Origin of the sequence: Janthinobacterium rivuli, assembly GCF_009208735.1 — a bacterium.
Taxonomy (GTDB): domain Bacteria; phylum Pseudomonadota; class Gammaproteobacteria; order Burkholderiales; family Burkholderiaceae_D; genus Janthinobacterium.
Map to the genome: position 1 here is coordinate 1 of NZ_WFLJ01000021.1, position 21,239 is coordinate 21,239.

At 67.5% G+C, this 21,239-nt stretch carries 20 protein-coding genes; 8 read left to right on the forward strand and 12 right to left on the reverse strand.

All coding sequences use genetic code 11. The annotated features are described in order from the left end of the window. The 7 genes from GCN78_RS24175 to GCN78_RS24205 form a co-directional block, all read left to right on the forward strand. A partial coding sequence (locus GCN78_RS24175) for a flippase-like domain-containing protein (RefSeq protein WP_152253985.1) occupies positions 1 to 431 on the forward strand: 431 nt, incomplete at its 5' end. Continuing rightward, complete coding sequence (locus tag GCN78_RS24180) at positions 428 to 1,720, forward strand: FAD-binding oxidoreductase (protein ID WP_152253986.1); 1,293 nt, start codon at positions 428 to 430, stop codon at positions 1,718 to 1,720. The genes GCN78_RS24175 and GCN78_RS24180, both read left to right, overlap by 4 nt. Then, positions 1,717 to 2,475 carry an SDR family NAD(P)-dependent oxidoreductase gene (locus GCN78_RS24185; protein ID WP_152253987.1) on the forward strand — a complete coding sequence of 253 codons (759 nt, stop codon included), beginning with the start codon at positions 1,717 to 1,719 and terminating at the stop codon, positions 2,473 to 2,475. Before GCN78_RS24180 ends, GCN78_RS24185 begins: the two co-directional genes overlap by 4 nt. Continuing rightward, complete coding sequence (locus tag GCN78_RS24190) at positions 2,472 to 3,098, forward strand: HAD-IB family hydrolase (RefSeq protein WP_226939805.1); 627 nt, start codon at positions 2,472 to 2,474, stop codon at positions 3,096 to 3,098. The genes GCN78_RS24185 and GCN78_RS24190 overlap by 4 nt, the downstream gene beginning before the upstream one ends. After that, entirely contained in the window at positions 3,091 to 3,798 is a 708-nt protein-coding gene (locus GCN78_RS24195; RefSeq protein ID WP_193316857.1) for a 4'-phosphopantetheinyl transferase family protein, read from the forward strand. The genes GCN78_RS24190 and GCN78_RS24195 overlap by 8 nt, the downstream gene beginning before the upstream one ends. An 84-nt stretch (positions 3,799 to 3,882) precedes the next feature. After that, positions 3,883 to 5,142, forward strand: coding sequence for a PepSY-associated TM helix domain-containing protein (locus tag GCN78_RS24200; RefSeq protein ID WP_152253989.1), 1,260 nt, complete (start codon positions 3,883 to 3,885; stop codon positions 5,140 to 5,142). A gap of 326 nt (positions 5,143 to 5,468) precedes the next feature. Continuing rightward, complete coding sequence (locus tag GCN78_RS24205; protein ID WP_226939806.1) at positions 5,469 to 7,772, forward strand: TonB-dependent receptor; 2,304 nt, start codon at positions 5,469 to 5,471, stop codon at positions 7,770 to 7,772. On the opposite strand, the gene mdcH is transcribed toward GCN78_RS24205, so the two are convergent. From mdcH to mdcA, 9 genes are read right to left on the reverse strand one after another with little or no spacing between them, the layout of a single operon-like run. Beyond that, on the reverse strand, positions 7,769 to 8,707 hold the full coding sequence (mdcH, locus tag GCN78_RS24210; RefSeq protein ID WP_152253991.1) for a malonate decarboxylase subunit epsilon: 939 nt from the start codon (positions 8,705 to 8,707) through the stop codon (positions 7,769 to 7,771). The genes GCN78_RS24205 and mdcH overlap by 4 nt on opposite strands. After that, a complete protein-coding gene (locus GCN78_RS24215; RefSeq protein WP_152253992.1) occupies positions 8,704 to 9,333 on the reverse strand; it encodes a malonate decarboxylase holo-ACP synthase in 630 nt (209 codons plus the stop codon). Before GCN78_RS24215 ends, mdcH begins: the two co-directional genes overlap by 4 nt. After that, complete coding sequence (gene madM / locus GCN78_RS24220) at positions 9,333 to 10,097, reverse strand: malonate transporter subunit MadM (RefSeq protein ID WP_152253993.1); 765 nt, start codon at positions 10,095 to 10,097, stop codon at positions 9,333 to 9,335. Before madM ends, GCN78_RS24215 begins: the two co-directional genes overlap by 1 nt. Continuing rightward, positions 10,090 to 10,503, reverse strand: coding sequence for a malonate transporter subunit MadL (gene madL, locus GCN78_RS24225; RefSeq protein ID WP_152253994.1), 414 nt, complete (start codon positions 10,501 to 10,503; stop codon positions 10,090 to 10,092). Before madL ends, madM begins: the two co-directional genes overlap by 8 nt. Positions 10,504 to 10,558: 55 nt before the next feature. Continuing rightward, positions 10,559 to 11,371 carry a biotin-independent malonate decarboxylase subunit gamma gene (gene mdcE, locus GCN78_RS24230; protein ID WP_152253995.1) on the reverse strand — a complete coding sequence of 271 codons (813 nt, stop codon included), beginning with the start codon at positions 11,369 to 11,371 and terminating at the stop codon, positions 10,559 to 10,561. Next, a complete protein-coding gene (locus GCN78_RS24235; protein WP_152253996.1) occupies positions 11,368 to 12,222 on the reverse strand; it encodes a biotin-independent malonate decarboxylase subunit beta in 855 nt (284 codons plus the stop codon). Before GCN78_RS24235 ends, mdcE begins: the two co-directional genes overlap by 4 nt. Then, entirely contained in the window at positions 12,219 to 12,527 is a 309-nt protein-coding gene (locus tag GCN78_RS24240; RefSeq protein WP_152253997.1) for a malonate decarboxylase subunit delta, read from the reverse strand. The genes GCN78_RS24235 and GCN78_RS24240 overlap by 4 nt, the downstream gene beginning before the upstream one ends. Further along, complete coding sequence (locus tag GCN78_RS24245) at positions 12,514 to 13,398, reverse strand: triphosphoribosyl-dephospho-CoA synthase (RefSeq protein ID WP_193316861.1); 885 nt, start codon at positions 13,396 to 13,398, stop codon at positions 12,514 to 12,516. Before GCN78_RS24245 ends, GCN78_RS24240 begins: the two co-directional genes overlap by 14 nt. An 8-nt stretch (positions 13,399 to 13,406) precedes the next feature. Beyond that, entirely contained in the window at positions 13,407 to 15,080 is a 1,674-nt protein-coding gene (gene mdcA, locus GCN78_RS24250) for a malonate decarboxylase subunit alpha (RefSeq protein ID WP_152253999.1), read from the reverse strand. 119 nt (positions 15,081 to 15,199) lie between these two features. Here mdcA and GCN78_RS24255 point away from each other — a divergent pair, with 119 nt between their 5' ends. Continuing rightward, positions 15,200 to 16,120, forward strand: coding sequence for a LysR family transcriptional regulator (locus tag GCN78_RS24255; protein ID WP_152254000.1), 921 nt, complete (start codon positions 15,200 to 15,202; stop codon positions 16,118 to 16,120). Between the two features lie 73 nt (positions 16,121 to 16,193). Here GCN78_RS24255 and GCN78_RS24260 read toward each other — a convergent pair whose 3' ends face one another. The 3 genes from GCN78_RS24260 to GCN78_RS24270 are packed head-to-tail and all read right to left on the reverse strand — an operon-like array spanning position 16,194 to position 21,070. Then, the gene (locus tag GCN78_RS24260) at positions 16,194 to 18,035 is read right to left on the reverse strand and encodes a glycoside hydrolase family 15 protein (RefSeq protein WP_152254001.1); all 1,842 of its coding nucleotides are present in this window, start codon (positions 18,033 to 18,035) and stop codon (positions 16,194 to 16,196) included. Between the two features lie 3 nt (positions 18,036 to 18,038). Continuing rightward, on the reverse strand, positions 18,039 to 18,803 hold the full coding sequence (gene otsB / locus GCN78_RS24265) for a trehalose-phosphatase (protein WP_152254002.1): 765 nt from the start codon (positions 18,801 to 18,803) through the stop codon (positions 18,039 to 18,041). After that, entirely contained in the window at positions 18,803 to 21,070 is a 2,268-nt protein-coding gene (locus GCN78_RS24270) for an alpha,alpha-trehalose-phosphate synthase (UDP-forming) (RefSeq protein ID WP_152254003.1), read from the reverse strand. Before GCN78_RS24270 ends, otsB begins: the two co-directional genes overlap by 1 nt. Positions 21,071 to 21,239 lie beyond the last annotated feature (169 nt).

The following is a 21,239-nucleotide window of genomic DNA, read 5'->3' on the forward strand; positions in this document are numbered from 1 at the left end:
CCTGGAGCGGGGCACGCCCGGGCGGGCGCGGGCGCGCGCTGGCGGCCCAGCTGGCCAAGCTGCTGCGCCAGACCCAGGCTTGCCATGCGCCGCGGCTGCTGGCCACCGCCTTCGTCCTCGCGCTGGCGGCCTGGGCGGCGGAAGCGCTGGCCTTCTATTGCCTGCTGCAGTGGCTGGACGCCGGCGCCAGCCTGTCCTTCGCCTGCCTGGCCTTTGCCAGCGCCATGCTGGCCGGCGCCCTGAGCTTCCTGCCGGGCGGCCTGGGCGGCATGGAAGCGGCCATGGTCAGCCTGCTGCTGTGGCAGGGCATGGCGCCGGCGCCGGCCGTCGCCGCCACCATCCTGATCCGCCTGACGACCCTGTGGTTTGCCGTGGCCCTGGGCGTGGCCGCCCTGTCCACCAGCCGCGCGGCCCGGGTACAGCCGTCATGAGCGCGCCCGTGCGTTCGTGGAACGGCCTGCCGCAGGCGGCGCATGCGCGCCAGCTGGCCCTGCAGGCGCGCGACGCGGCCCTGCCCACGCCGGACGGCAGCCTGCTGGCGCACGGCAATGGCCGCAGCTATGGCGACAGCTGCCTGAACGACGGCGGCACCGTGCTGCTGACGCGGGGCCTGGACCGCTTCATCGCCTTCGACCGTGCCCGCGGCGTGCTGCGCTGCGAAGCGGGCGTGCTGCTGGGCGACATCGTGGCGCTGGCCCTGCCGCAAGGCTGGTTCCTGCCCGTCACGCCGGGCACGCGCCACGTGACGGTGGGCGGCGCCATCGCCAACGACGTGCATGGCAAGAACCACCATGTGGCGGGCAGCTTCGGCCACCACGTGCGCGCCTTCGAACTGCTGCGCTCGGACGGCAGCCGCCTGCTGTGCGGACCGCAGCAACTGCCGCAGTGGTTTGCCGCCACCGTGGGCGGACTGGGCCTGACGGGCTGCATCGTCTGGGCCGAGCTGCAGCTCATGCCCGTGCCCAACCCCTTCATGCTGGTGTCCGAACGGCGCTTTGCGGGGCTGGACAGCTTCTGGGCGCTGAATGCGGCGGCCGAGCGCGCCGCGCCCTACACGGTGGCGTGGATCGACTGCCTGGCGCGCCAGCCGCGCGGCATTTTCAGCAGCGCCTGCCATGCGCCGCCGCAGCCGGACCTGCCCGCGCACCGCGCCGCGCGCCGCCACATGCCCTTCATGCCGCCCGTCTCGCTGGTGAACTGCCTGAGCCTGCGCGCCTTCAACGCCCTGTACTACCACCGCCCCCTGGCGCCGGCGCCGGCGCTGCGCCACCATGGGGGCTTTTTTTATCCGCTCGACGGCGTGCGCGACTGGAACCGCATCTACGGCCGGCGCGGCTTTTTCCAGTACCAGTGCGTGCTGCCGCCGTCCACCTGCCGCGACGGCATCGCCGCCATCCTCGCGCGCATCGCCGCCAGCGGCCAGGGGTCCTTCCTGGCCGTGCTGAAGACCTTCGGCGCGCGGCCGCCGGCAGGCATGCTGTCGTTCGCGCGGCCCGGCGCCACCCTGGCGCTGGACTTTCCCAACCGGGGCGCCGCCAGCCTGCGCCTGTTCGCCGACCTCGACGCCATCGTCGCCCAGGCGGGCGGCGCCCTGTACCCGGCCAAGGATGCGCGCATGCCTGCCAGCCTGTTCCGCGCCGGCTTTCCCGCCTGGGAAGCGTTCAGCGCCTTCATCGATCCCCGATTTTCATCAAGCTTCTGGAGAAGAGTCAACCCATGAGATCATTGCAACGCACCGTCATCTTCGGCGCCACCTCCGCCATCGCCCACGCCACGGCGCGCCGCCTCGTCGCCGCCGGCGCCAGCGTCCACTGCATCGCCCGCAACGGCGCCAGGCTCGACACCCTGCTGCAAGACTTGCGCGTGCGCGCCGGCGCCGAGGGTCCCTACATCGGCGGCGAATGCGCCGACCTCGACGACTACGACCTGCACGCGGGCCTGCTGGCGCGCGCCGACGCGGCGCTGGGCGGCATCGACGCCGTGCTGGTGGCCCACGGCTGCCTGCCCGATCAGCAAGCCTGCGCCGCCTCCGTGCCGCTGATGCTGGCCCAGTGGACGACGAATGGCGGCAGCGCCATGGCCATCCTGGCGCTGGCGGCCAACCTGCTGCAGCCACGGGGCCAGGGCGTGCTGGCGGCCATCGGTTCGGTGGCGGGCGACCGCGGCCGGCAAAGCAACTACATGTACGGCACGGCCAAGGGCGCGCTGGCCATCTACCTGCAGGGACTGCGCCACCGCCTCGCGCCGCATGGCGTGGCCGTGCTGACCATCAAGCCCGGCTTCGTCGACACGCCCATGACGGCGGGCCTGGACAAGGGCGGCCCCCTGTGGGCCAGCGCCGACACGGTGGCGGCCGGCATCGTGTCGGCCATGCGGCGCGGCCAGGCGCAGGCTTACCTGCCCGGCTTCTGGCGCTACATCATGCTGGCCATCCGCCTGACGCCCGACGCGGTTTTCCACCGCACGCGCCTGTGAGCGCCGCCCGCACCGCCGCGGCAGTCGGCCTGCCGCCGGCCGCCCTGTTCGATTTCGACGGCACCCTGAGCCGGCGCGACTCGCTGCTGCCCTTCCTGCGCCATGCCTGCGGCACGCCGCGCCTGGCGGCGCAGCTGCTGCACCTGTCGCCCGTGCTGCTGGCGTATGCCTGCGGCCTGCTGCGCAACGACGTGGCCAAGCGCCGCCTGCTGGCGCACTGCCTGGGCCGCATCGATGCGGGCGCGCTGGCGCGGCTGGCCGAGGCCTACGCGGGCGCGCCGCTGGACGCCCTGCTGCGCCCGCAAGGCATGGCGCGCCTGCGCTGGCACCAGGCGCAGGGCCACGCCTGCGTGCTCGTCAGCGCCTCGCCCGCGCTGTACCTGCAGCCATGGGCGCGGCGCCACGGCTTCCGCGCCTGCATCGCCTCGCCGCTGACGGGCGCCAACTGCCACGGCCAGGAAAAGGTGCGCCGCATCGCCCGCTGGCTGGCCCGCGCGCCGCACGCCATCGCCTACGCGTATGGCGACAGCCGCGCCGACCTGCCCATGCTGGCCCTGGCGCGCCACGCCTTCTTATGGCGCGGCGGGCGCTTCGTCGCCCAAGCGCGAGGCCCGCATGCGTGAACCGGCCGTCTTCCTGTGGCTGCTCGACCTGGATGACCCCGCGCTCGATGCCCTGGCGTCCTGCCTGAGCGCGCAGGAACAGGCGCGCGCGGCCCGCTACCGGGGCGAGGCCCTGCAGCGCGGCTACCGGCGCGGGCGCGCCGCCCTGCGCCACATCCTGGCGCGGCAGACGGGACAGCCACCGGCGGCGCTGACGCTGGCCGAAGGGCCGCTGGGCAAGCCCGTGCTGACGCATGGCGGGCTGCATTTCAACCTCAGCCATAGCGGCACCCTGGCGCTGGTGGCCGTCTCCGAGGTGGCCGTCGGCATCGACCTGGAACAGCGGCGCGACGGCTTCGACGGGGCGGCGCTGGCGCCGCTGGTCTGCCATCCGGCCGAGCGCGCGGCCCTGGCGGCCCTGCCGCCGGCGCAGGCGCAGTCCCGCTTCCTGCAGCTGTGGACGCACAAGGAAGCGTATTGCAAGCTACTGGGCACGGGCTTGCACACGGACCCCGCGCGGCTGACGTTCGGCGCGTCACCCGGCCCGGCGCCCGTCAGCGATGCGCGCGATCCCCGCTGCGACGCCTGGGTCTACCCGCTGTATCCGGCCGACGGCTACGCGGCCAGCCTGTGCGTGGCAGGACGGGGCGCCAGGCTCGTGTGGCTGCGCTTCCAGACCTGGCCCGCCGCGCTGTTGGCGCCTGGACAAGCGCTTGCGTAAACACCCGTCACGTTCGATAATGAGAATGCTTCGCATTTGTGGCCATGCGGATTTCTCAACAAGTTTTGCAGGGTTGTCTTACGCATGCGCGCTTTCTGGACTGTCATACACCGCTGGGCCGGCCTCACCATCGCCCTCTTCCTCATCGTCGCGGGGCTGACGGGCGCCGTCACCTCGTGGGACCATGAACTGGACGAATGGCTCAACGCCGACATCATGGACACGCCGGGCCGCGGCCCCGTGCTGTCGCCCTTTGCGCTGGCGCACACCGTGGCGCAGGCCGATCCGCGCGCGCAAGTCAATTACATGACCCTGGGCCTGGAAGCAGGCCATGCGGCCGCCTTCATGGTGCGCCCGCTGGCCGACCCGGCCACCGGCAAGCCCTTCGCGCTCGGCTATGACACCGTGTACATCGACCCCGTCACGGCGCGGATCACGGGCACGCGCGACTCGGCGGCCATTTCCCTGTCGCGCCGCAGCCTGATGCCCTTCCTGCGCCACCTGCACTACAGCCTGCACGTGCCCGCTTTCTGGGGCACGGACCGCTGGGGCTACTGGCTGATGGGGAGCGTCGCCCTCGTCTGGCTGCTCGACAGCATGGTGGCGTTCTGCCTGACCACGCCGCGCCGTTTGCGCCCCCGCGCGCAACACGAGGCACCGCGCCACCGCGACGCCGCCGGCTGGTGGCAGCGGTGGAAGCCAGCGTGGACGGTGCGCTGGGCGGCCGGCGGCTACAAGCTCAATTTCGACCTGCACCGCGCGGGCGGCCTGTGGGTGTGGGCCATCATCCTCGTCGTCGCCTTCACCTCGTTCTCGCTGAATCTGTACCGCGAAGTGTTCTATCCCCTCATGTCGCTCGTCTCCACCACCACGCCGGGGCCATACGAGACGCAGACGCCGGCGCCCTACGGCAGCTACATCGCGCCCGCCATCGGTTTCGAGCAGGCGGCCGGCATCGCCAGGCAGGCCGCCGCGCAGCGGGGCATCACGGCGCCCATGGGCGGCATTTATTATGGCGGGAATTATTCGTTCTACAACATCTCGTTCTTCGACCCTGCCGACGAATTCGGCGCGGCCGGCATGGGCCTGTCGAACCTGTACGTCGACGGCATGGACGGCAGCATCATCGGCCAGCACAAGCCGTGGGAAGGCACGGCCGCCGACGTCTTCGTGCAACTGCAATTCCCCCTGCACTCGGGGCGCATCCTCGGCTTGCCGGGACGCATACTGATGTCCTGCATGGGCATCATGGTCGCCATGCTGTCGGTGACGGGCATCGTCATCTGGGAGCGGAAGCGGCGTGCGCGCCGATTGCGGGCGAAAAAGCCGTTGCAATTCAGCTGACGTAGCGACGCCACAACGGCGCAGGCGGACGATTCAGCCTGCGCCGCACACCTTGCCAGCGGCCTGATCGCGCGCAACGCGCAAGGCCAGCACACCTCCCACCTTCCAACCCAGTAGCCGGCACATGCCGGCTGTCTGCGCTGCGCGCTTTCCGTGCGCCAGTCCGTCAATACCACAAAATGCAGTTTACTTGCATTAGTATCGGGTGCGAGCTATTATCGCAACTCACTTGCGTTTGCACCTTCGCGCTGTTCCTGCGTCCAGCGCCAGCACCCCCTTCCACCTTTTAAGAAAGTCCTATGCGCCATCACGTATTCGCAGCTGCCATGCTGTCCACCGCCCCGCTCGCTTACGCGGCGGACGACGTCACCCTGCAAACCATCAAGGTCCGGGCTGAGCGCCCTTCCAGCATCGACAGCGTCGTTCTCGTCGACAATACGCAAGCCCAGAACCGGACCCTGGGCGGCATGCTCGAACATGTCTCGGGCGTGCAAAGCAGCGCCTTCGGGCCGAATGCGGGCGCGCCGGTGATACGCAGCCTGAGCGGCAGCCGCGTGCAGATCCTCGAAGATGGCCAGTCCATCCTCGGCATGAATGCGCTCAGCGGCGACATCAACATCCCCTTCGATCCGCTTTTCGTGCGCAGCGTGAGCGTGAACAAATCGTCCGATAGCGTGCGTTTCGGCGGCAATGCCATCGGCGGCAGCGTCGATGTCGATTCCGGCATCGTTTCCAGGAAGATGGAGGACAAGCGGAAGGACGTGGAACTGGTCCTGCGCAAGGGTTTCAACGATGCCGACGCGCAAGGCTTGCGCATGAACTTCAACGATGGCAAGCGCTTCTCGACGAATCTGCAACTGTCATTCCAGAAAATCGGCCATTACGACATTCCTGGCAACAGCAAGGCCGGCGTGTGCAACAGCCAGCTGTTCCCCGTGAAGGGCGGCGTGAATACCTTTTTGGCCGACAGTTGCCAGAAAGAAGCGAGGATCCAGCAAGTCTACAACAAGGCGTCGCAACCGTTTATCGACCAGTTCATGAAGGAAAATCCGGACTGGGCGGACGGCGATTTTTCCTTCTACACCAATCATCCGACCTCCGTCTGGCAGCGCAAGACCTACGTCAATCCCGCCAATCCCGCCTACGTGCCGGGTACGCCAGCGATGACGCAGAACAAGATCAACAAGGACGTCACCCCCGACTACCACGGCACCCTGGGCAACAGCCATGCCAGCAATGCCCACTTTGCCGTCGGTACGACCTACTTTTTCGACCAGGGCTATGTGGCCGTCAGTCTCGATTCCAAGGAAAGCGAGTATGGCGTCCCGGGCTTTTCCATGGAAAACAAGTCGTTCGGGGCGAACTATGACGAGGGATTGCCCGTCGGCGTCGTGATCAAGCAGGATAAATATGCGCTGGAAGCCCATCTGCTTGACCCCGTTCCCTATCTTGAAAGCGTGCAACTGCGCGTGTCCCGCCTGAACAATGCGTCGGGAGAACGCCTGGGTTCCGCCAAGGCGAACGACTACCAGTTCGACACCAATCAGGCCGAGCTCCTGCTGGCGCACCGGCGCGCTGGCCCCTTGAGCGGCATGCTTGGCCTGAGCCATAAATCCCGGGATATCGCCGGCAGCGGGCCGCAGCTCTACCTTCCCGATGCGAACACGGTCAGCCGCGCACTGTTCGTCAAGGAAAGCCTCGACGTCGACTGGGCCACCTTCGATGCGGGCTTTCGCCATGAAACAGTGGACCACGAGATCCGCAAGAGCGGCTTCAAGACGTCGCGAAATGCCAGCAATGCCACACTCGAGGACAAGTCGTTCAGCCTGAACAGCTATAGCCTGGGCGCCTCGGCCAAGCTGGGCCAGCTGTTCGGCGCGAAGCTGCGCTATGCATCGTCGCAAAGAGCGCCCGACGTCAATGAATTGTATGCGAGCAACCGCCACTATTCGATCATGACCCAGGAAGAGGGAAACCAGAAGCTGAAGGCCGAGCGCGCGAAGAATACGGAACTCACCGGCCTGTTCGCCAACCGCGGCTTCCAGCTGTCGGCAACGGGCTACGTCATGAAGTACGAGAACTATCTCTACCTCGGCCACTCGGGCGCCCAGATGGCCAATCGCCTGCCATTGAAATACTGGAAGCAGACGGATACGACCTTCAGGGGCTTCGAGGTCGACGCCTCCCAGGTCGTGCAGCTCGGCGGCTACGGCAAGCTGGATATCTCCGCATTCGCCGACCTGGTCAAGAACAAGGCGGACAATCCCGACAAGCTGCGCGCGCACAACGATGGCGCGTATCTGCCCAATATGCCCACCAACCGCTATGGCGCGAATGTGCAGTGGGAAAACAAGGGCTGGAAGGCCAGACTGTCCGGCACCCGCTACGACAAGCAACAGTACCTGGGCAAGAGTGTCAGCGAGGAAGTGCCGCTCGACGCCTACACCATGGTGAACTTCCAGGTGAGCCGCGCCCTGCAGGTAGCCAATTCGCCGTTTGCAGGCATCGACGTGTTTATCAGCGGCAGCAACCTGCTCGATGCGGATGCCAGGCCGCACAATTCCCCGCTGAAATACATCGCACCCTTGCCGGGCCGTGGCTTTCAAGTTGGCTTGAGCGCCAGGCTTTAAGGCACGCGACCGTTTCGCTCGCGCCGCACCAGCGCCAGCACGCTGTCGCCCCGGTTGCCGTCGCAACAGACGGCCACGCCGTCCGTGAAGTCGGGCGCCGTCAGCCGCGTCAGCACGCTGCCGGGCGGCATTTCCAGTGCCAGCCGGGCGCCCCGCTCCCACGCCAGGCGCGCGGTGGCGGCCCACTGCACGCGCCGCGCCATGTTGGCGGCCAGGCTGTCGCGGATGCGGGCCGGGTCGAACAGCGCGCGCGCCGCGCTGCTGCCGAGGTAAACGAGCGAGGGGCGGCGCACCACCACGCCCTCAAAAGCGGTGGCCATGTCGATGGCCGCGCCTTCCAGCAGCGGACAATGCGACGGCACGCTGACGGCCAGGCGCTGCGCCTTGCTGGCGCCCTGCGCCAGAGCCAGCGCCATCACGGCGTGCAAGCCCGTCTCGCTGCCGGCGATGGCGATCTGGCGCGGCGCGTTCAGGTTGGCGACATACACGGGCGTGGCGGCGCCGTGCACCTGGGCCAGCAGCGGTTCGAGCTGCGCCAGTTCCAGGCCGATGATGGCCGCCATGCCGTAGCCGGCCGGATACGCCTGTTCCATCAGCTCGCCGCGCCGCGCCACCAGGCGCACGGCATCCGCATAATCGAGCGCGCCGGCGACGACGGCCGCCGCATACTCGCCGATGGAAAAACCGGCCACCATATCGGGCAGCGCGCCGCGCGCCGCCAAGGAACGCGCCATCGCCACGCCAGCGATCAGCAGACACAGTTGCACGGCCCGCGTCGAGGCCAGCGCGCCAGCCGTGTCCAGCGCCAAAGGATCTTGACCCAGCACATCCGCCGCTGCGGCCAGGGCCGCCCTCACCGCCGCGTCGTCCGGCAGCGCGTGCAGCATGCCCGGATACTGGGCGCCCTGGCCGGGAAAGGTGAATAGCACGCTCATGGCAACTCCCAGGGTGCGGCCGTCAGCACGGGGCCGCGCTCCGTTTTCAGCAGAACCCTGCCCCGCCCCGCCGCCCATTCCGCATACGCAAAGCCGCCATGGCCCGTGTCGATCTGCAGGTCCAGCCGGCACGCCGTGATACTCGACGTGACCGTCGCCGCGATGGCGCGCAGGGCCTCGGCCTGCGCGGCGTCCGGCGGCGCGGCTATACGCAGCACGAGATCGAGGTCGCTGTCGGCGCGCAGCACGGGCAAGCCGCTGGCCAGGGCGAAGCCCACGCCGCCCGTCGGGCCCCAGGCCCAGCCCGTGGCGTCAAGCAGCGGTGCCACCCGCCGCAACGCATCGAGCGCAGTACAGTCAAAACCGGACGGCGGGGGGTGCGCCAGCCGCGCCAGCATTTCCGGCGTCACGCGGCGCACGACGGCGGCAGCGTCGACCTCGCACGCATGCCGCTCGCTGCGCAGCATGCCGCGCAGGCCCACGGGGATGCGTCCGGGCGCCGTGCGGGCGCGCCGCACCACCAGCGGCGCCGCCTGCAGCCAGGCCGCGTCGGCCCAGGCGGGCAACGATGCGTCGTCCGGCAGGCCGGACACCCACAGCAAATCATGCGCACGGGGACCTGGCATCAAGCCACCACCGCCTTGACGGCAAAGAACAGCAAGGATGGCCCCAGCAGACAGCCCAGGCCCGTGTGGAACGTGGCCACCAGCGCGCCATACGGCACCAGCTTGCGGTCGGTGGCGGCCAGTCCGGCCGACACGCCACTGACGGTGCCGGCCAGACCGCCGAAGACCATGGCCGAACGCGGTGTCTTGAGGCGCAAGAAGCGCGCCGCGGCGGGCGTGCCCACCATCACCAGGATGGCCTTGATCAGGCCTGCCGCGATGCTCAGGGCCATGACATCCGAGCTGGCGCCGATGGCCGCGCCCGTGACGGGGCCGACGATGTACGTGACGGCGCCGGCGCCGATGGTGGTCATGCTGACGGCATCCGAATAGCCAAACGCGTAAGCCACGCCGGCGCCGACGAGGAAGGGCAGCACCACGCCCAGCATCAGCGCCACGACGCCGATCAGGCCAGCCTTGCGCGCCTCGGTCGCCTGCACCTCGAAGGCCGTGGCGACGATGGCGAAGTCGCGCAGCATGGCGCCGCCCATCAGGCCGATACCGCCGAACAGCGACAAATCGGCCAGGCCCTTGTGGCCGCCACTATGCACGCCGCCCCAGTAAGCGAGGCCCAGACCGATCACGATGGCAATGGCCGAGCCGTGCACACGGCCCAGGGTCAGATACTTCGACAACGCCACCGAGACCAGCATGATCAGGCCGACGAAGGCGAAGGCCGTCACCAGGCCGTTGTGGATGGCGGCTTTTTCAAAGATGTCAAGCATGACGGTGCTCCTTCATCAACATCGAGTCGGCTTCGGCGGCGGCGATGGCGGCCGGGCTTTCCATCCGGTTAATCAGCGAAATGACTGCGCCGCAAACGAGCACGGAACCGATGGCGGCCAGCACGGCCACCGGCCCGCCGCGCAGCGCCGCGACCACGTCCTGCTGCGCCGCCATCGCCACCACCACGGGAATATACATGGCGCCCCAGTATTCGACGCCCCGCTCCGTCATCTGCGGCAGCCAGGCGCGGCGCTGCATGTAGAGCCGGGCGCAGATCAGCAGCAGCATGGCGATGCCCACGCCGCCCACGTTGGTCTTGACGCCCATCAGCTGCCCGAGCAGGTCGCCCAGGAAGATGCCGAGCAAATGGCACAGGGCCAGCAATGCGGTTCCGTAAATGATCATGATGTGTCTCCGTTATAGGAATAGGAATGACTTGATGTCTTCTCTGTTGTTGCACCTACCACTGCTGCCCCAGCACCTCCCTGACTCTTGCCGACGCCTGTCGGTGCGGCGCGCCCAGGCGGCTGGCCAGTCCCCGTTCCGGATCGGCGCGAATATCACCCAGCGCCGCCTGCAGGCAGGCGTCGACGGCGGCCGTGTCCTGCGCCGACGGCGCGTCCGGCTGCGCCACCTGCAAGGTTTGCCACAGCAGCCCCAGGGTGGCGTAGTTGCGGATGTCGTAGGCCATGGGCGCGATCGTCTCGGCCAGCGCTTCGAGCGCCTCCACGGTGCGCAGGGTGATGCGCGCCGCCGACGCCTTGCCCATGGCGTGCACCATCACTTGCGGATCGTCGAGCGCGATCAGCCGGTTGGCCTGGTAGCCGTGCGCGAGAAAGGCGCCCGACATGGCCTTGCCGACGATCAGGCCGATGACGGGGTGGCCCGCCAGGCGCGCCTCGGCATACGCGCCCGCCGCGCCGGCCAGCGCCTGGTGGATGCCATACGCTTCTTCGCGCCGGCCATACGCCTGGCTGGCCACGTCGATGACGGCGACGATGGGCCGTTTCACCGCCAGGTCGCGGTCCCAGGCAACAACCTGCCGCACGGCGCGGGCCAGCTGCCACGCCTCGATCAGGCCGATTTCACCGGTGCGCGCACGCGTAAAGCGGTTGTCAGGGTCGGGCAGCACGGCGAGGTAGCGCGCCGCTTCGCCGGCCAGCGGTGCGTCGACCACGCGCACGGAAGCGGGATAGCCGTCCAGGTGCGCGGTATTGCGCGTGAGGGCCGCGAGCCAGACGGCGCCGCGGCTCGTCTCGGTGATGGCGTTCATGCTGCGACTCCTTTGCTGTAGATGGCGCGCACGGCGCCTGGTGTGGCTTGCACGGACGCGTCGACTTCGGCCAGGCGGGCCAGGTAGCCTTCCGCCTGATCGCTGCGGTGCCGGTCCGGCACGCCGCGTGCGAACAATGCGGCCACGCTGGCGCGCATCTGCGCCGTGTCGTCGTCCACGTAGGCGTCGGCCAGGCCGCTGTTAAAACGCTGCTCGCCGCCCGTCAGGCTCCAGATGAACGGTTTGTTGCGCGAGTCGAATTCGTCCACGCCCGCCTCCTGCTCGATCACGGCCGGCCCGTTGAGGCCCAGGCGCGCCTCGCGCGTGACGACCAGGTAACTGCACAGGCCCGCCGCGATCGACATGCCGCCGTAGCAGCCCACGGTGCCGGCCGTGATGCCGATCACGGGCTGGTGGCGGCGCAGGTCGACGATGGCGGCATGGATGTCGGCAATCGCGGCCAGACCCAGGTTCGCTTCCTGCAGGCGCACGCCGCCCGTCTCGAACAGGATCATGGCCCGCGTCGGCACGCCCTGGCGGTTGTCGCGCGCCGCCAGTTCCAGCGCGCCAGCGATCTTCGCGCCGCCCACCTCGCCCATGCTGCCGCCCTGGTAGGCGCCTTCGATGGCCAGCACCACGGCCGGCTGGCCGTCGAACAAACCCTTGGCCACCACCACGCCGTCGTCCGCCTGGGCCGTGACGCCCTGCCGCGGCAGCCACGGGGAAGCGATGCCGCAGAACGGGTCGAGCAGTTCGCGCATGCTGCCCGCGTCCAGCAAGGCCTTGGCCCTGCTGCGCGCCCCCCGTTCGATGAAGCTGTCGCGCTCCAGCAATTCCTTCAAGCTGCTCATGCCGTCCTCCCCGCTTGCAATTCTTCGTAGGCTTGCTCGATGCGCATGCGCACCACGCCCGGCGTGGCGCCGCAATCGTTGATGACGATGGTCGCCGCCGGCAGCGGCTCGCCGCCAAACACGCGCTGCAACAGCGCATCCCACACGGCGCCCTTGCCGTCGACGGAGGTGTTGACCACGATGCGGATCACGCCGTCGTCGCCCGGCTGCAGCAGCACTTCCAGGTCGCCCGAACCGACCACGCCGGCCAGCGCGCGCCCCGATGCCGGCTGCCCGGCCGGAAATGTATAGTCACGCGTTTCCATGCGCTTCTCCTTCTGTCAATCGATCGAGGAACAGGGTGGCCGCCAGCAGGTCGGCCGCACCGCCCGGCGACACGCCACGCGCCAGCGCCACCGCTTCCAGCGCCAGCAATGCCTGCATGCCGGCGGCAGTGGCCGCGCCGCCGGCCGCCAGCACCCGCGCCGCTCCCGATTGCAGCGCCAGCAAAGCCGTTTCTCCCCCGCGCGATAGCACGCAGGTGTCGTCCAGCCGGCTGAGAATGGCCAGCAAGGCGTTCAGGCGCGCCGTCGTCTCGCTGTCGCCGCGCAAGCGCGACGCGTGCAAGGCGGGCAAGCCGGCGCCCGTCACCAGGGGAAATCCGGCGCGGGCCTGGCCCCTCGCGCCATCGACGTGGTACTGGCGGCACGCCAGCTCGCCCTTGTTGCCCGTGACGACAGGCGCGCCACGGTCGTGCAAGCGGGCCAGCGCACCGGCCCGCGCCGCCACGGCTTGCGGTGCCAGCGACGCGCCGCGCGCGCCCTGCTGCGCCGCCGCCGTCACCAGCAGGCCCAGCGCCCAGATGGCGCCACGGTGCGTGTTCACGCCGCCCGTGGCTGCCAGCATCCGCGCCTCGCCATCGCGGCCGATGGCGCCGATGCGCTGGCGCAGCAGGTCGTCGTCTTCACTCTGCGCGCCGGCGTCGGCCATGGCGGCAAACACCGGTTGCAGCACGCAGGCCGAATGGCACATCAAGGCCCAGTTCAAGTCCGCGTGGGCGCCACGGCCGCGCAAATCGACCAGGCCCGGTTTCGGCGTCAGGGTCACTTCATCGAGCAGCGCCTGCAGCACCTGCCGCGCCAGCGCGGCGCAGCGCTGGCGCAGCGGCACTGCCGTCATCATCATTGTCGTCATCATTGTGCTCATTACCAGCTCCTGAATTTGGCGGGGGGTTGATACAGGCCGTCGGACCATTCGACCAGGTCGGCGATGCTTTTCGCGGCCAGCAGCGAACGGTTCGCTGCGCCCCGCTGCACGCCGATATCCTCGGGCAGCGCGATCAAGCCGTCGGCGCGCAGTTTCGCCGTCGTCTTCGGGTCGTGGCGCAGGCCGATGGGCGTCACGCCGGCCACCGCCGCCAGCATGGACTTGCGCTCGTCGAGCGAACGGGCCTTGTACAGGTAGGCGATGCCCTCCTCCGTCAGCACGTGGGTGACGTCGTCGCCATAGATCATCACGGGCGCGAGCGGCATGCCGCTGGCCTGGCCCACGGCCACCGCGTCGAGCGATTCGACGATGGTCGGCTGGCCGCCGTCCTGGAACGTTTCGACCATCTGCACCACCAGCTTCTTGCCGCGCGCGAGCGGGTCGTCCGTCTCGATCAGGTCCAGCCAGGCGGGCGTCGGGTGGCGCCGGCCGTGCGGATCGTGGCCCATATTGGGCGCGCCGCCGAAACCGGCCAGCCGGCCGTTGGTGACGGTGGACGAATTGCCCAGGCCATCCATCTGCAGGGTGGCGCCGATGAACAGGTCGACCGCGTACTGGCCCGCCAGCTGGCACAGGGCGCGGTTCGAGCGCATGGAACCGTCGCGGCCCGTGAAGAACACGTCGGGCCGGGCGGCCGCATAGCCTTCCATGCCCAGCTCCGCGCCGAAGCAGTGCACGCTCTCGACCCAGCCCGTCTCGATGGCGGGTATCAGGGTCGGATGGGGGTTGAGCACCCAGTTGCGGCAAATCTTGCCCTTCAAGCCCAGCTGCTCGCCGTAGGTGGGCAAAATCAGCTCGATGGCGGCCGTATTGAAGCCGATGCCGTGGTTGAGCGACTGCACCTGGTGTTTTTCATACACGCCGCGGATCGCCATCATGGCCATCAACACGTGCACGGGCTTGATCACGCGCGGGTCGCGGGTGAACAATGGTTCGATGAAGAACGGCTTGTCGGACTGCACGACGAAATCGATCCACGAGCCGGGCACGTCGACGCGCGGCAAGTCGCTGACGTCGTCGACGATCTGATTGACCTGGGCGATGACGATACCGTCGCGGAAGGCGGCCGATTCCACCAGCGTGGGCGTGTCCTCGGTGCTGGGGCCCGTGTACAGATTGCCCTGGCGGTCGGCCATGTAGCCGGCCACCATGACGACGTTGGGCGTGAGGTCGACGAACAGGCGCGCATACAGTTCGATGTAGGTGTGGATGGCGCCCACTTCCAGCAAGCCATCCTGCAGGAACTGCGCGATGCGCAGGCTTTGCGTGCCGGCAAACGAAAAATCGAGCTTGCGGGCGATGCCCCGCTCGAACAGGTCCAGGTGTTCGGGCAGGCTGACGCTGGGCATGATCAGGTGCAGATGGTTGATCTTGTCGGGATTGACCTTAGTCAACATCCGGGCGAGGAAATCGGCCTGCTTCTGGTTATTGCCTTCGAGGACGACGCGGTCGCCCGGCGCAAGCAAGGCTTCGAGCACGGCGACCATGTCGCCTTGTTGCAGCACGGGGCCGTTCGCGTACTGGCGCACGGCTTCCAGGCGGCGGCGCTTCTCGGTGCGCCGCGTGTCCCATTGTTTTTGCCGCTGCGCTGGCGCTGCTGTGGCGGTTGACATCATGCCTCCGAAGTGAGCTATCGAAGCCTGACGATAGAACGAAAGCGTCACCGCGACAATCAACCTGCTAGCATATTCATTACTTTGAAGTTAATGAACTCCCTTAAAAAGGTTTAGCCATGGCCATCAATGAAGAAATCACCCTGAAAAAGCTGGAAGTTTTTCTCAGCTTCATGGAATTGAACAACCTGGCGCGGGTGGCCGACGCGCTGGGCCAGAGCACGGTCAGCGTGCACCGCGCCCTGCACTCGCTGGAAGACGGCTTGCGCTGTCCCCTGTTCAAGCGCGAAGGCCGCAGCCTGATCCCCCTGCATGCGGCTTACACCTTTGCCGAATCGGCGCGGCGCGCGCTGGCCGAGTGCGAGGAAGGCGTGCGCAAGGTGCGCGAAATGTCGGGCATCAACCCCGTGCGCCTGAAGATCGGCTCACTGTATTCCCTGACCCTGCACTGCATCCCGCAACTGGTGATCGCCCTGAAACTGCGCCGGCCGGGCCTCGACATCGACCTGACCCTGGGGTCGAACCGCGAACTGCTGCAAAGCCTGGCCGACGGCCGGCTGGACGCCATCATCGTCGGCGTGCAGGAAGATGAACAGCATGCGGGCTTGGTGGCCGTGCCCCTGTTCCAGGACGACATCTTCCTGGCCGCGCCGCTCGGTTCGCCGTATGCGGGGGCGGCCTCGGTGGACTTGCAGCAACTGCGCGACGACAAATTCGTCACGCTCAACGAGGGATTCGTCACCTCGCAAAGCTTCAACCACGCATTCGAGCTGGCGGGCTTCGTGCCCGACACGGCCATGCGCGTGGGCGACATCTTCTCCCTGATCAACCTGGTGAGCGGCGGCATCGGCTACAGCCTGCTGCCCGGCCGCGTGCGCGCCTTCAGCTCGCGCATCGAACTGCTGCCCCTGGACGCCCGCTACGGTTCGCACCAGCAGATCACCCTGCTGATGCTGAGCAGCCGCGAGCGCGACCCGAATCTGCTGGCGCTGGCGGCGGAGTGCAGGTTGTATGGGCGCCGGGAGCCTGCTGGCGCGTGATTACCCCGAGCAGTGAAAAAGCTGGGGTCGGACCCTGAGGGTCCGCCCCCGGAACTTGCCTTGGGGGGTGAACTTAAATCGCACTATCCCAAGGCGCCGACAACCTCACCGCACAATTGATGAGGCCCACCATGGAGTAAGTCTGCGGGAAATTCCCCCACATCTCCCCCGTCACCGGATGCGTGTCTTCCGACAGCAAACCCAGGTGATTGCGCGCCATCAACATCGTTTCGAAGATTTTGCGCGCCTCATCCTTCCTGCCGATGCGGGCCAGGGCGTCGATGCGCCAGAAGGTGCAGATGTTGAAGGCGGTCTCCGGCTTGCCGAAATCGTCGGGCGCTTCGTAGCGGCGCATGTAGGGGCCGTCGCACAGCGACGCTTCCAGCGCGTCGACGGTGGCGATGAAACGGGGGTCCATGGGGTCGATGAAGTTGACTTCCGCCATCAAGAGGACGGAGGCGTCCAAGTCGCGCCCGCCCAGGCTTTCGGCGAAGGCCTGGCGCTCTTCGCTCCACGCTTCGCGCAGCAGGCGTTCGCGGATCAGCACGGCACGGCTGTTCCAGTGGTCGGCCCGGTCGTCCAGCCCCAGCTTGTGCGCGACCTTCGCCAGGCGGTCGCAGGCCGCCCAGCTCATCAGCATGGACGAGGTGTGGACCCTGGCGCGCGTGCGCAATTCCCACATGCCCGCGTCGGGTTCAGCATGCAGGCGGAACGCCTGGTCGCCCACGGCTTCCAGCGCGGCAAACTCGGCCTTGCCGGCCCGGTGGAACAATCGGTGGTCGAGGAAAGCCTGCGCGGCGCCCAATACAATATTGCCGTAGACGTCGTGCTGGAAGTGTTCCTGCGCCTGGTTGCCCACGCGCACGGGGCCATTGCCCCGGTAGCCGGGCAGATGGTCGAGCGTCGATTCCGGCAACTGCTCTTCCAGGCCGATGCCGTACAGGGGCTGGATGTGGCCGCCTTTCGAGCGGGCGACGATATTCGTCAGCCAGCGCAGGTATTCCTCCATCGTGCCCACTTCCGACAGGCTGTTGAGCGCACGCACGACGAAGAAGGCGTCGCGCAGCCAGCAGTAGCGGTAATCCCAGTTGCGGCTGCTGCCCGGCGCTTCCGGGATGCTGGTGGTCATGGCGGCGATGATGGCGCCCGTGTCTTCATATAAAGACAGCTTCAGGGTGATGGCGGCGCGGATCACCACGTCCTGCCATTCCAGCGGCACGGCCAGGCGGCGCGTGTAGGTGCGCCAGTAGTTGATGGTTTCCTTTTCAAAGATGCGCGCCGTCTCGTCGATGCCGCCGGCCAGGGTTTCATCGGGGCCCAGCAGGAAGTTGGCGGTGCCGCCCAGCACGAAATACGTTTCGCTCAGCACATAGTTGAGCGACACATCGGTGTTCAGGCGCAAGGTCTGTTCCGGCCCCACGTAACGGATGTGGTGGCTGCCCTGCGTGATCTGCGGCGCCAGCCTGCCCCAGTCGTAGCGGGGACGCAGGCGCACGCGGATGCGCACGGCGTGGTCGAGCGGGCGCACGCGGCGGATCAGCATCAGCGGGCGGAACATGCGGTCGCGGCTGAGGAAACGGGGCGCGAAATCCGTGATTTCCACGCCGCGCCCTTCGGTGTCGTACAGGCGCGTGCGCAGTACGGCCGTGTTCGGTTCATAGACTTGCTCGCTGCGCGCGAAGTTTTCAATGTCGATGGCCCACACGCTGCCGTTCTGCGTATCGTCCAATAATGTGTTGAAGACGGGGTCGCCGTCGAAACGGGGCAGGCAGGACCAGACGACCTGCCCTGCCTGGTCGATCAGGGCGCTGAAGGCGCAATTGCCCACCACGCCGCAGTTCAGGGACGCCTGCGCGGGCGGCGTACTGGCGGCGGACGCGTGCGCGCCGCTGGGGGTGTCATACGATGTCGTCATGGGCTACTCCTTCGAGGTCGTGGATACGGAGGCGGCCAGCAAGGCGGCGCGCAAGGCGCCGGGGCTGGCCAGGCGCAAGGCAGCGGCGCTGGGGCCGTTGCCCACTTTCACGCCCTGTCCGCCTGCTTGTTGTACAAAGGCAAAGCCTGCCTCGTCGGTGGTATCGTCACCCGCGAACACGGGCCGGCGGCCGGCGAACGGGGCTTCCTGCATGAAGGCGGCGATGGCGCCGCCCTTGTCGGTGGCGGCCGGCTTGGCTTCCAGGACCATTTTGCCATGCAACAGCAACACCCCCGGGCACGCTTGCACGGCGGCCGTCATTTCCTGCAGGCACAATTGCTCCAGTTGCGGCGCCAGCCGGTAATGCAGGGCGACGGCGCCCCGCTTCTGTTCCACCAGCAAGCCGGGGTGGACGGCGGCCAAGGCCTGCGCGCGCGTCAACACGGGCGACACGTCGGGCGTGGCCGCCACGCTGAACGTGCCATCGGCGCCGCGCCGCTCCACGCCATGCACGCCGGCCACCGGCAGCCTCAAAGGCGCCAGCATGGCGTCGATCTGCGCCACGGGGCGCCCGGAAATGAGGGCCAGCGCGCCGCCGTGGCGCTCGGCCAGCAGCGCCAGCGCCTCGACCACGCCCGGCTCCAGGCGCACGCCGTCGGGCGTGGGCGCCAGGTCGACCAGGGTGCCGTCAAAGTCGAGGAAAACGGCGCTGCAGGCAGTACTCAGCAGCCGCAACAGGGCCGCGCTATCGTCAGGGAGACTGGCCATCAGATCCCCTTGCGCCGCTTGATACGGCTGTGCGCGTCGATCTTGGTCATGACCTTGTCGCGCTGGCGCAAGCGGGCGGCGTCCAGCAGCATGCGCCCGGCCCAGCGGTACACATTGAAATGTTTCACACGGGCCCGCATGCTCTTCATGCGCTCGCGCTGCTCCACGGGCGGCATCACGAGGGCGCGGTACAGGGCGTCTGCGCCCTGCTCGATATGATACGGGTTGATGATCAGCGCTTCATGCAGCTCGCGCGCGGCGCCCGTAAATTGCGACAGCACCAGCACACCCAGCTCGTCGTCGCGGGCGGCGATGAATTCCTTGGCCACCAGGTTCATGCCGTCATGCAAGCTCGTCACCATGCACACCTCGGAGGCGCGGAAATAACGCTGCAAATCGTCCTGGCCATGGTGCTCGGCCTTCAGCAGGATGGGCACATAGTCGCCGCTGCCGAAGCGGCGGTTGATGCGCTCGACCATCTTGCGCACGCGCGCATCGAAACTTTGATATTCATCGAGCGACGCGCGGCTGGGAGCGGCGATTTGCACGAAGGTAAAGTTACCGACCATGCCAGGCTGCTGCTCCAGCATGCGCTCGACGGCCTGGAAGCGCTCGACGATGCCTTTCGTGTAATCGAGGCGGTCCACGCCGATGCCCAGCAAATGGTCGGGCGCCACGCCCAGCTCGGCACGGATTTGCGCGCGGCACGTGGCCACGTCGGGCTGCGCCGGATCGTCTTCGGGCCAGGCGATGGAAATCGGGTAATCCTCGACCTGCGTCATCTCGCCGCCGTAGGAAATGGTCGACGCTTCCGGTTCGATACGGGTTTCCAGGTAGCGGTCCACCGTTTCGAGGAAATTCTTGCGGTGAAATGGCGTGTGGAAACCGAGGATCGTGCTGCCCAGCAAGCCGTCGAGGATTTCCTCGCGCCAAGGGCAAATACCGAACGATTCCGAGTTGGGCCAGGGGATATGCCAGAAAGTGATAATCGTCGCCTTCGGCAAGGCTTCGCGCACCATGCGCGGCAACAAGGCGAAGTGGTAATCCTGCACCAGCACGACGGGATTGTCCGTCTTCGCCTCGGCGATCACCGCGTCGGCGAAGCGGCGGTTGACTTTCACGTACTGGTCCCAGTCGGACGAGCGGAACACGGGGCGCACGTGGGCGATATGGCACAGCGGCCACATGCCTTCATTGGCGAAGCCATAATAGTAGCCCTGCTCTTCCTCTTCCGTCAGCCACACGCGGCGCAAGGTATAGCTGGGGTTGTCGGGCGGCACGGGCACGTGGTCGAGCTTGTCGACCGTCTCGCGGTCGGCGGAACCGGCGCCATGCGCGATCCATGTGCCGGAACAGGCGCGCATCACCGCTTCCACGGCCGTCACCAGGCCGCTGGCGGGGCGCTGGACGGTAATGCCAGCATCTGTTTTCGTGTGGATATACGGTTCGCGGTTCGACACCACCAGCACCTGATCTCCCTGCAAATCCGCTTCCAGCAAGGCGCGCAGCTTGTCCGGCGTCCAGTCGGACGACCAGCCATTGTCACCCTGGCGTTCCAGATGGTATTCCTGCAGCAATTCGCGCAAGTCGCCGATCAGCGGCTGCATTTCCGGCGGCGGCGCGGGCGCGGCGGCGGGCGCCGTGGCGGCGGCCACGGCGCCATTGCTTTTCGGCAGCAACTCGCCCCGCAAGATATCCTTCACGGCCGACAGCCAGCCGCGCCAGCTCAGGTGGGCCACGAAGACGGTCATCAGGGAAATGAGCACGGCCAGCACGGCCAGGAAGGCAAAGATGAAACGCTTGGTATCGGTATTGCGGCGCTCGACAAAGCTCATGTCCTGCACCAGCACCAGGCGGCCCAGCTGGGACGCGTCCTGCATGACGGGCGTTTCGCTGAGGTGGACTTGGCCTTGCGGCAATTGCGCGAGGGATTTGTACAGGCCGCCCGTGGGAGGCGTGCTCCAGCAACCGATGGAGGCCGGGTATTGCGCGGATTGGTAGAGCAAATGGCCCGCATTGTCGCAAAAGCCGATGGCGATCAGGCGCTCGTCGCGCGTGGCGCCCTGGAACAGTTCTTTGACGCGCGTGGCGTCCTGCGCGGGCAGGTAGTCGGCGAGCGAAGGCCGGAGGGTTCCAGCGAGCAATTCCGCCCGGCTGTCGAGGTCGCGCACATACCAGCGCAGGGTGATATTGTCGAGCAGGGGTACCACGATATAAGCAAACAATCCCAGCACCAGGGCCAGTGGCAGGATGAAGCGCAAGGACATTCGGAGTGATCGTACTATCATCGTTTTCCTTTGCAAAAACAAAAAGCATGGCAAGTATGACTATATTTCCACTGCGGCGACGCCCGTTTGCTTTCCGTATTGAAATGTCAACGTGACATGGCGCAGCGCAGCAATTTCATCCAGTATCCACGTTGATCGAAGTCTTATC

Excerpts from the sequence above, each read along its gene's own strand:
- GCN78_RS24200 (WP_152253989.1), top strand. The coding sequence starts at position 3,883 with ATGCGCGCTTTCTGGACTGTCATACACCGCTGGGCCGGCCTCACCATC.
- GCN78_RS24235 (WP_152253996.1), bottom strand. The coding sequence starts at position 12,222 with ATGAGCAGCTTGAAGGAATTGCTGGAGCGCGACAGCTTCATCGAACGG.
- GCN78_RS24215 (WP_152253992.1), bottom strand. The coding sequence starts at position 9,333 with ATGCCAGGTCCCCGTGCGCATGATTTGCTGTGGGTGTCCGGCCTGCCG.
- otsB (WP_152254002.1), bottom strand. The coding sequence starts at position 18,803 with ATGGCCAGTCTCCCTGACGATAGCGCGGCCCTGTTGCGGCTGCTGAGT.
- GCN78_RS24180 (WP_152253986.1), top strand. The coding sequence starts at position 428 with ATGAGCGCGCCCGTGCGTTCGTGGAACGGCCTGCCGCAGGCGGCGCAT.
- GCN78_RS24205 (WP_226939806.1), top strand. The coding sequence starts at position 5,469 with ATGCTGTCCACCGCCCCGCTCGCTTACGCGGCGGACGACGTCACCCTG.
- GCN78_RS24245 (WP_193316861.1), bottom strand. The coding sequence starts at position 13,398 with ATGATGACGACAATGATGATGACGGCAGTGCCGCTGCGCCAGCGCTGC.
- GCN78_RS24260 (WP_152254001.1), bottom strand. The coding sequence starts at position 18,035 with ATGACGACATCGTATGACACCCCCAGCGGCGCGCACGCGTCCGCCGCC.
- GCN78_RS24195 (WP_193316857.1), top strand. The coding sequence starts at position 3,091 with ATGCGTGAACCGGCCGTCTTCCTGTGGCTGCTCGACCTGGATGACCCC.
- mdcH (WP_152253991.1), bottom strand. The coding sequence starts at position 8,707 with ATGAGCGTGCTATTCACCTTTCCCGGCCAGGGCGCCCAGTATCCGGGC.
- mdcA (WP_152253999.1), bottom strand. The coding sequence starts at position 15,080 with ATGTCAACCGCCACAGCAGCGCCAGCGCAGCGGCAAAAACAATGGGAC.
- madL (WP_152253994.1), bottom strand. The coding sequence starts at position 10,503 with ATGATCATTTACGGAACCGCATTGCTGGCCCTGTGCCATTTGCTCGGC.
- GCN78_RS24240 (WP_152253997.1), bottom strand. The coding sequence starts at position 12,527 with ATGGAAACGCGTGACTATACATTTCCGGCCGGGCAGCCGGCATCGGGG.
- madM (WP_152253993.1), bottom strand. The coding sequence starts at position 10,097 with ATGCTTGACATCTTTGAAAAAGCCGCCATCCACAACGGCCTGGTGACG.
- GCN78_RS24270 (WP_152254003.1), bottom strand. The coding sequence starts at position 21,070 with ATGTCCTTGCGCTTCATCCTGCCACTGGCCCTGGTGCTGGGATTGTTT.
- GCN78_RS24185 (WP_152253987.1), top strand. The coding sequence starts at position 1,717 with ATGAGATCATTGCAACGCACCGTCATCTTCGGCGCCACCTCCGCCATC.
- mdcE (WP_152253995.1), bottom strand. The coding sequence starts at position 11,371 with ATGAACGCCATCACCGAGACGAGCCGCGGCGCCGTCTGGCTCGCGGCC.
- GCN78_RS24255 (WP_152254000.1), top strand. The coding sequence starts at position 15,200 with ATGGCCATCAATGAAGAAATCACCCTGAAAAAGCTGGAAGTTTTTCTC.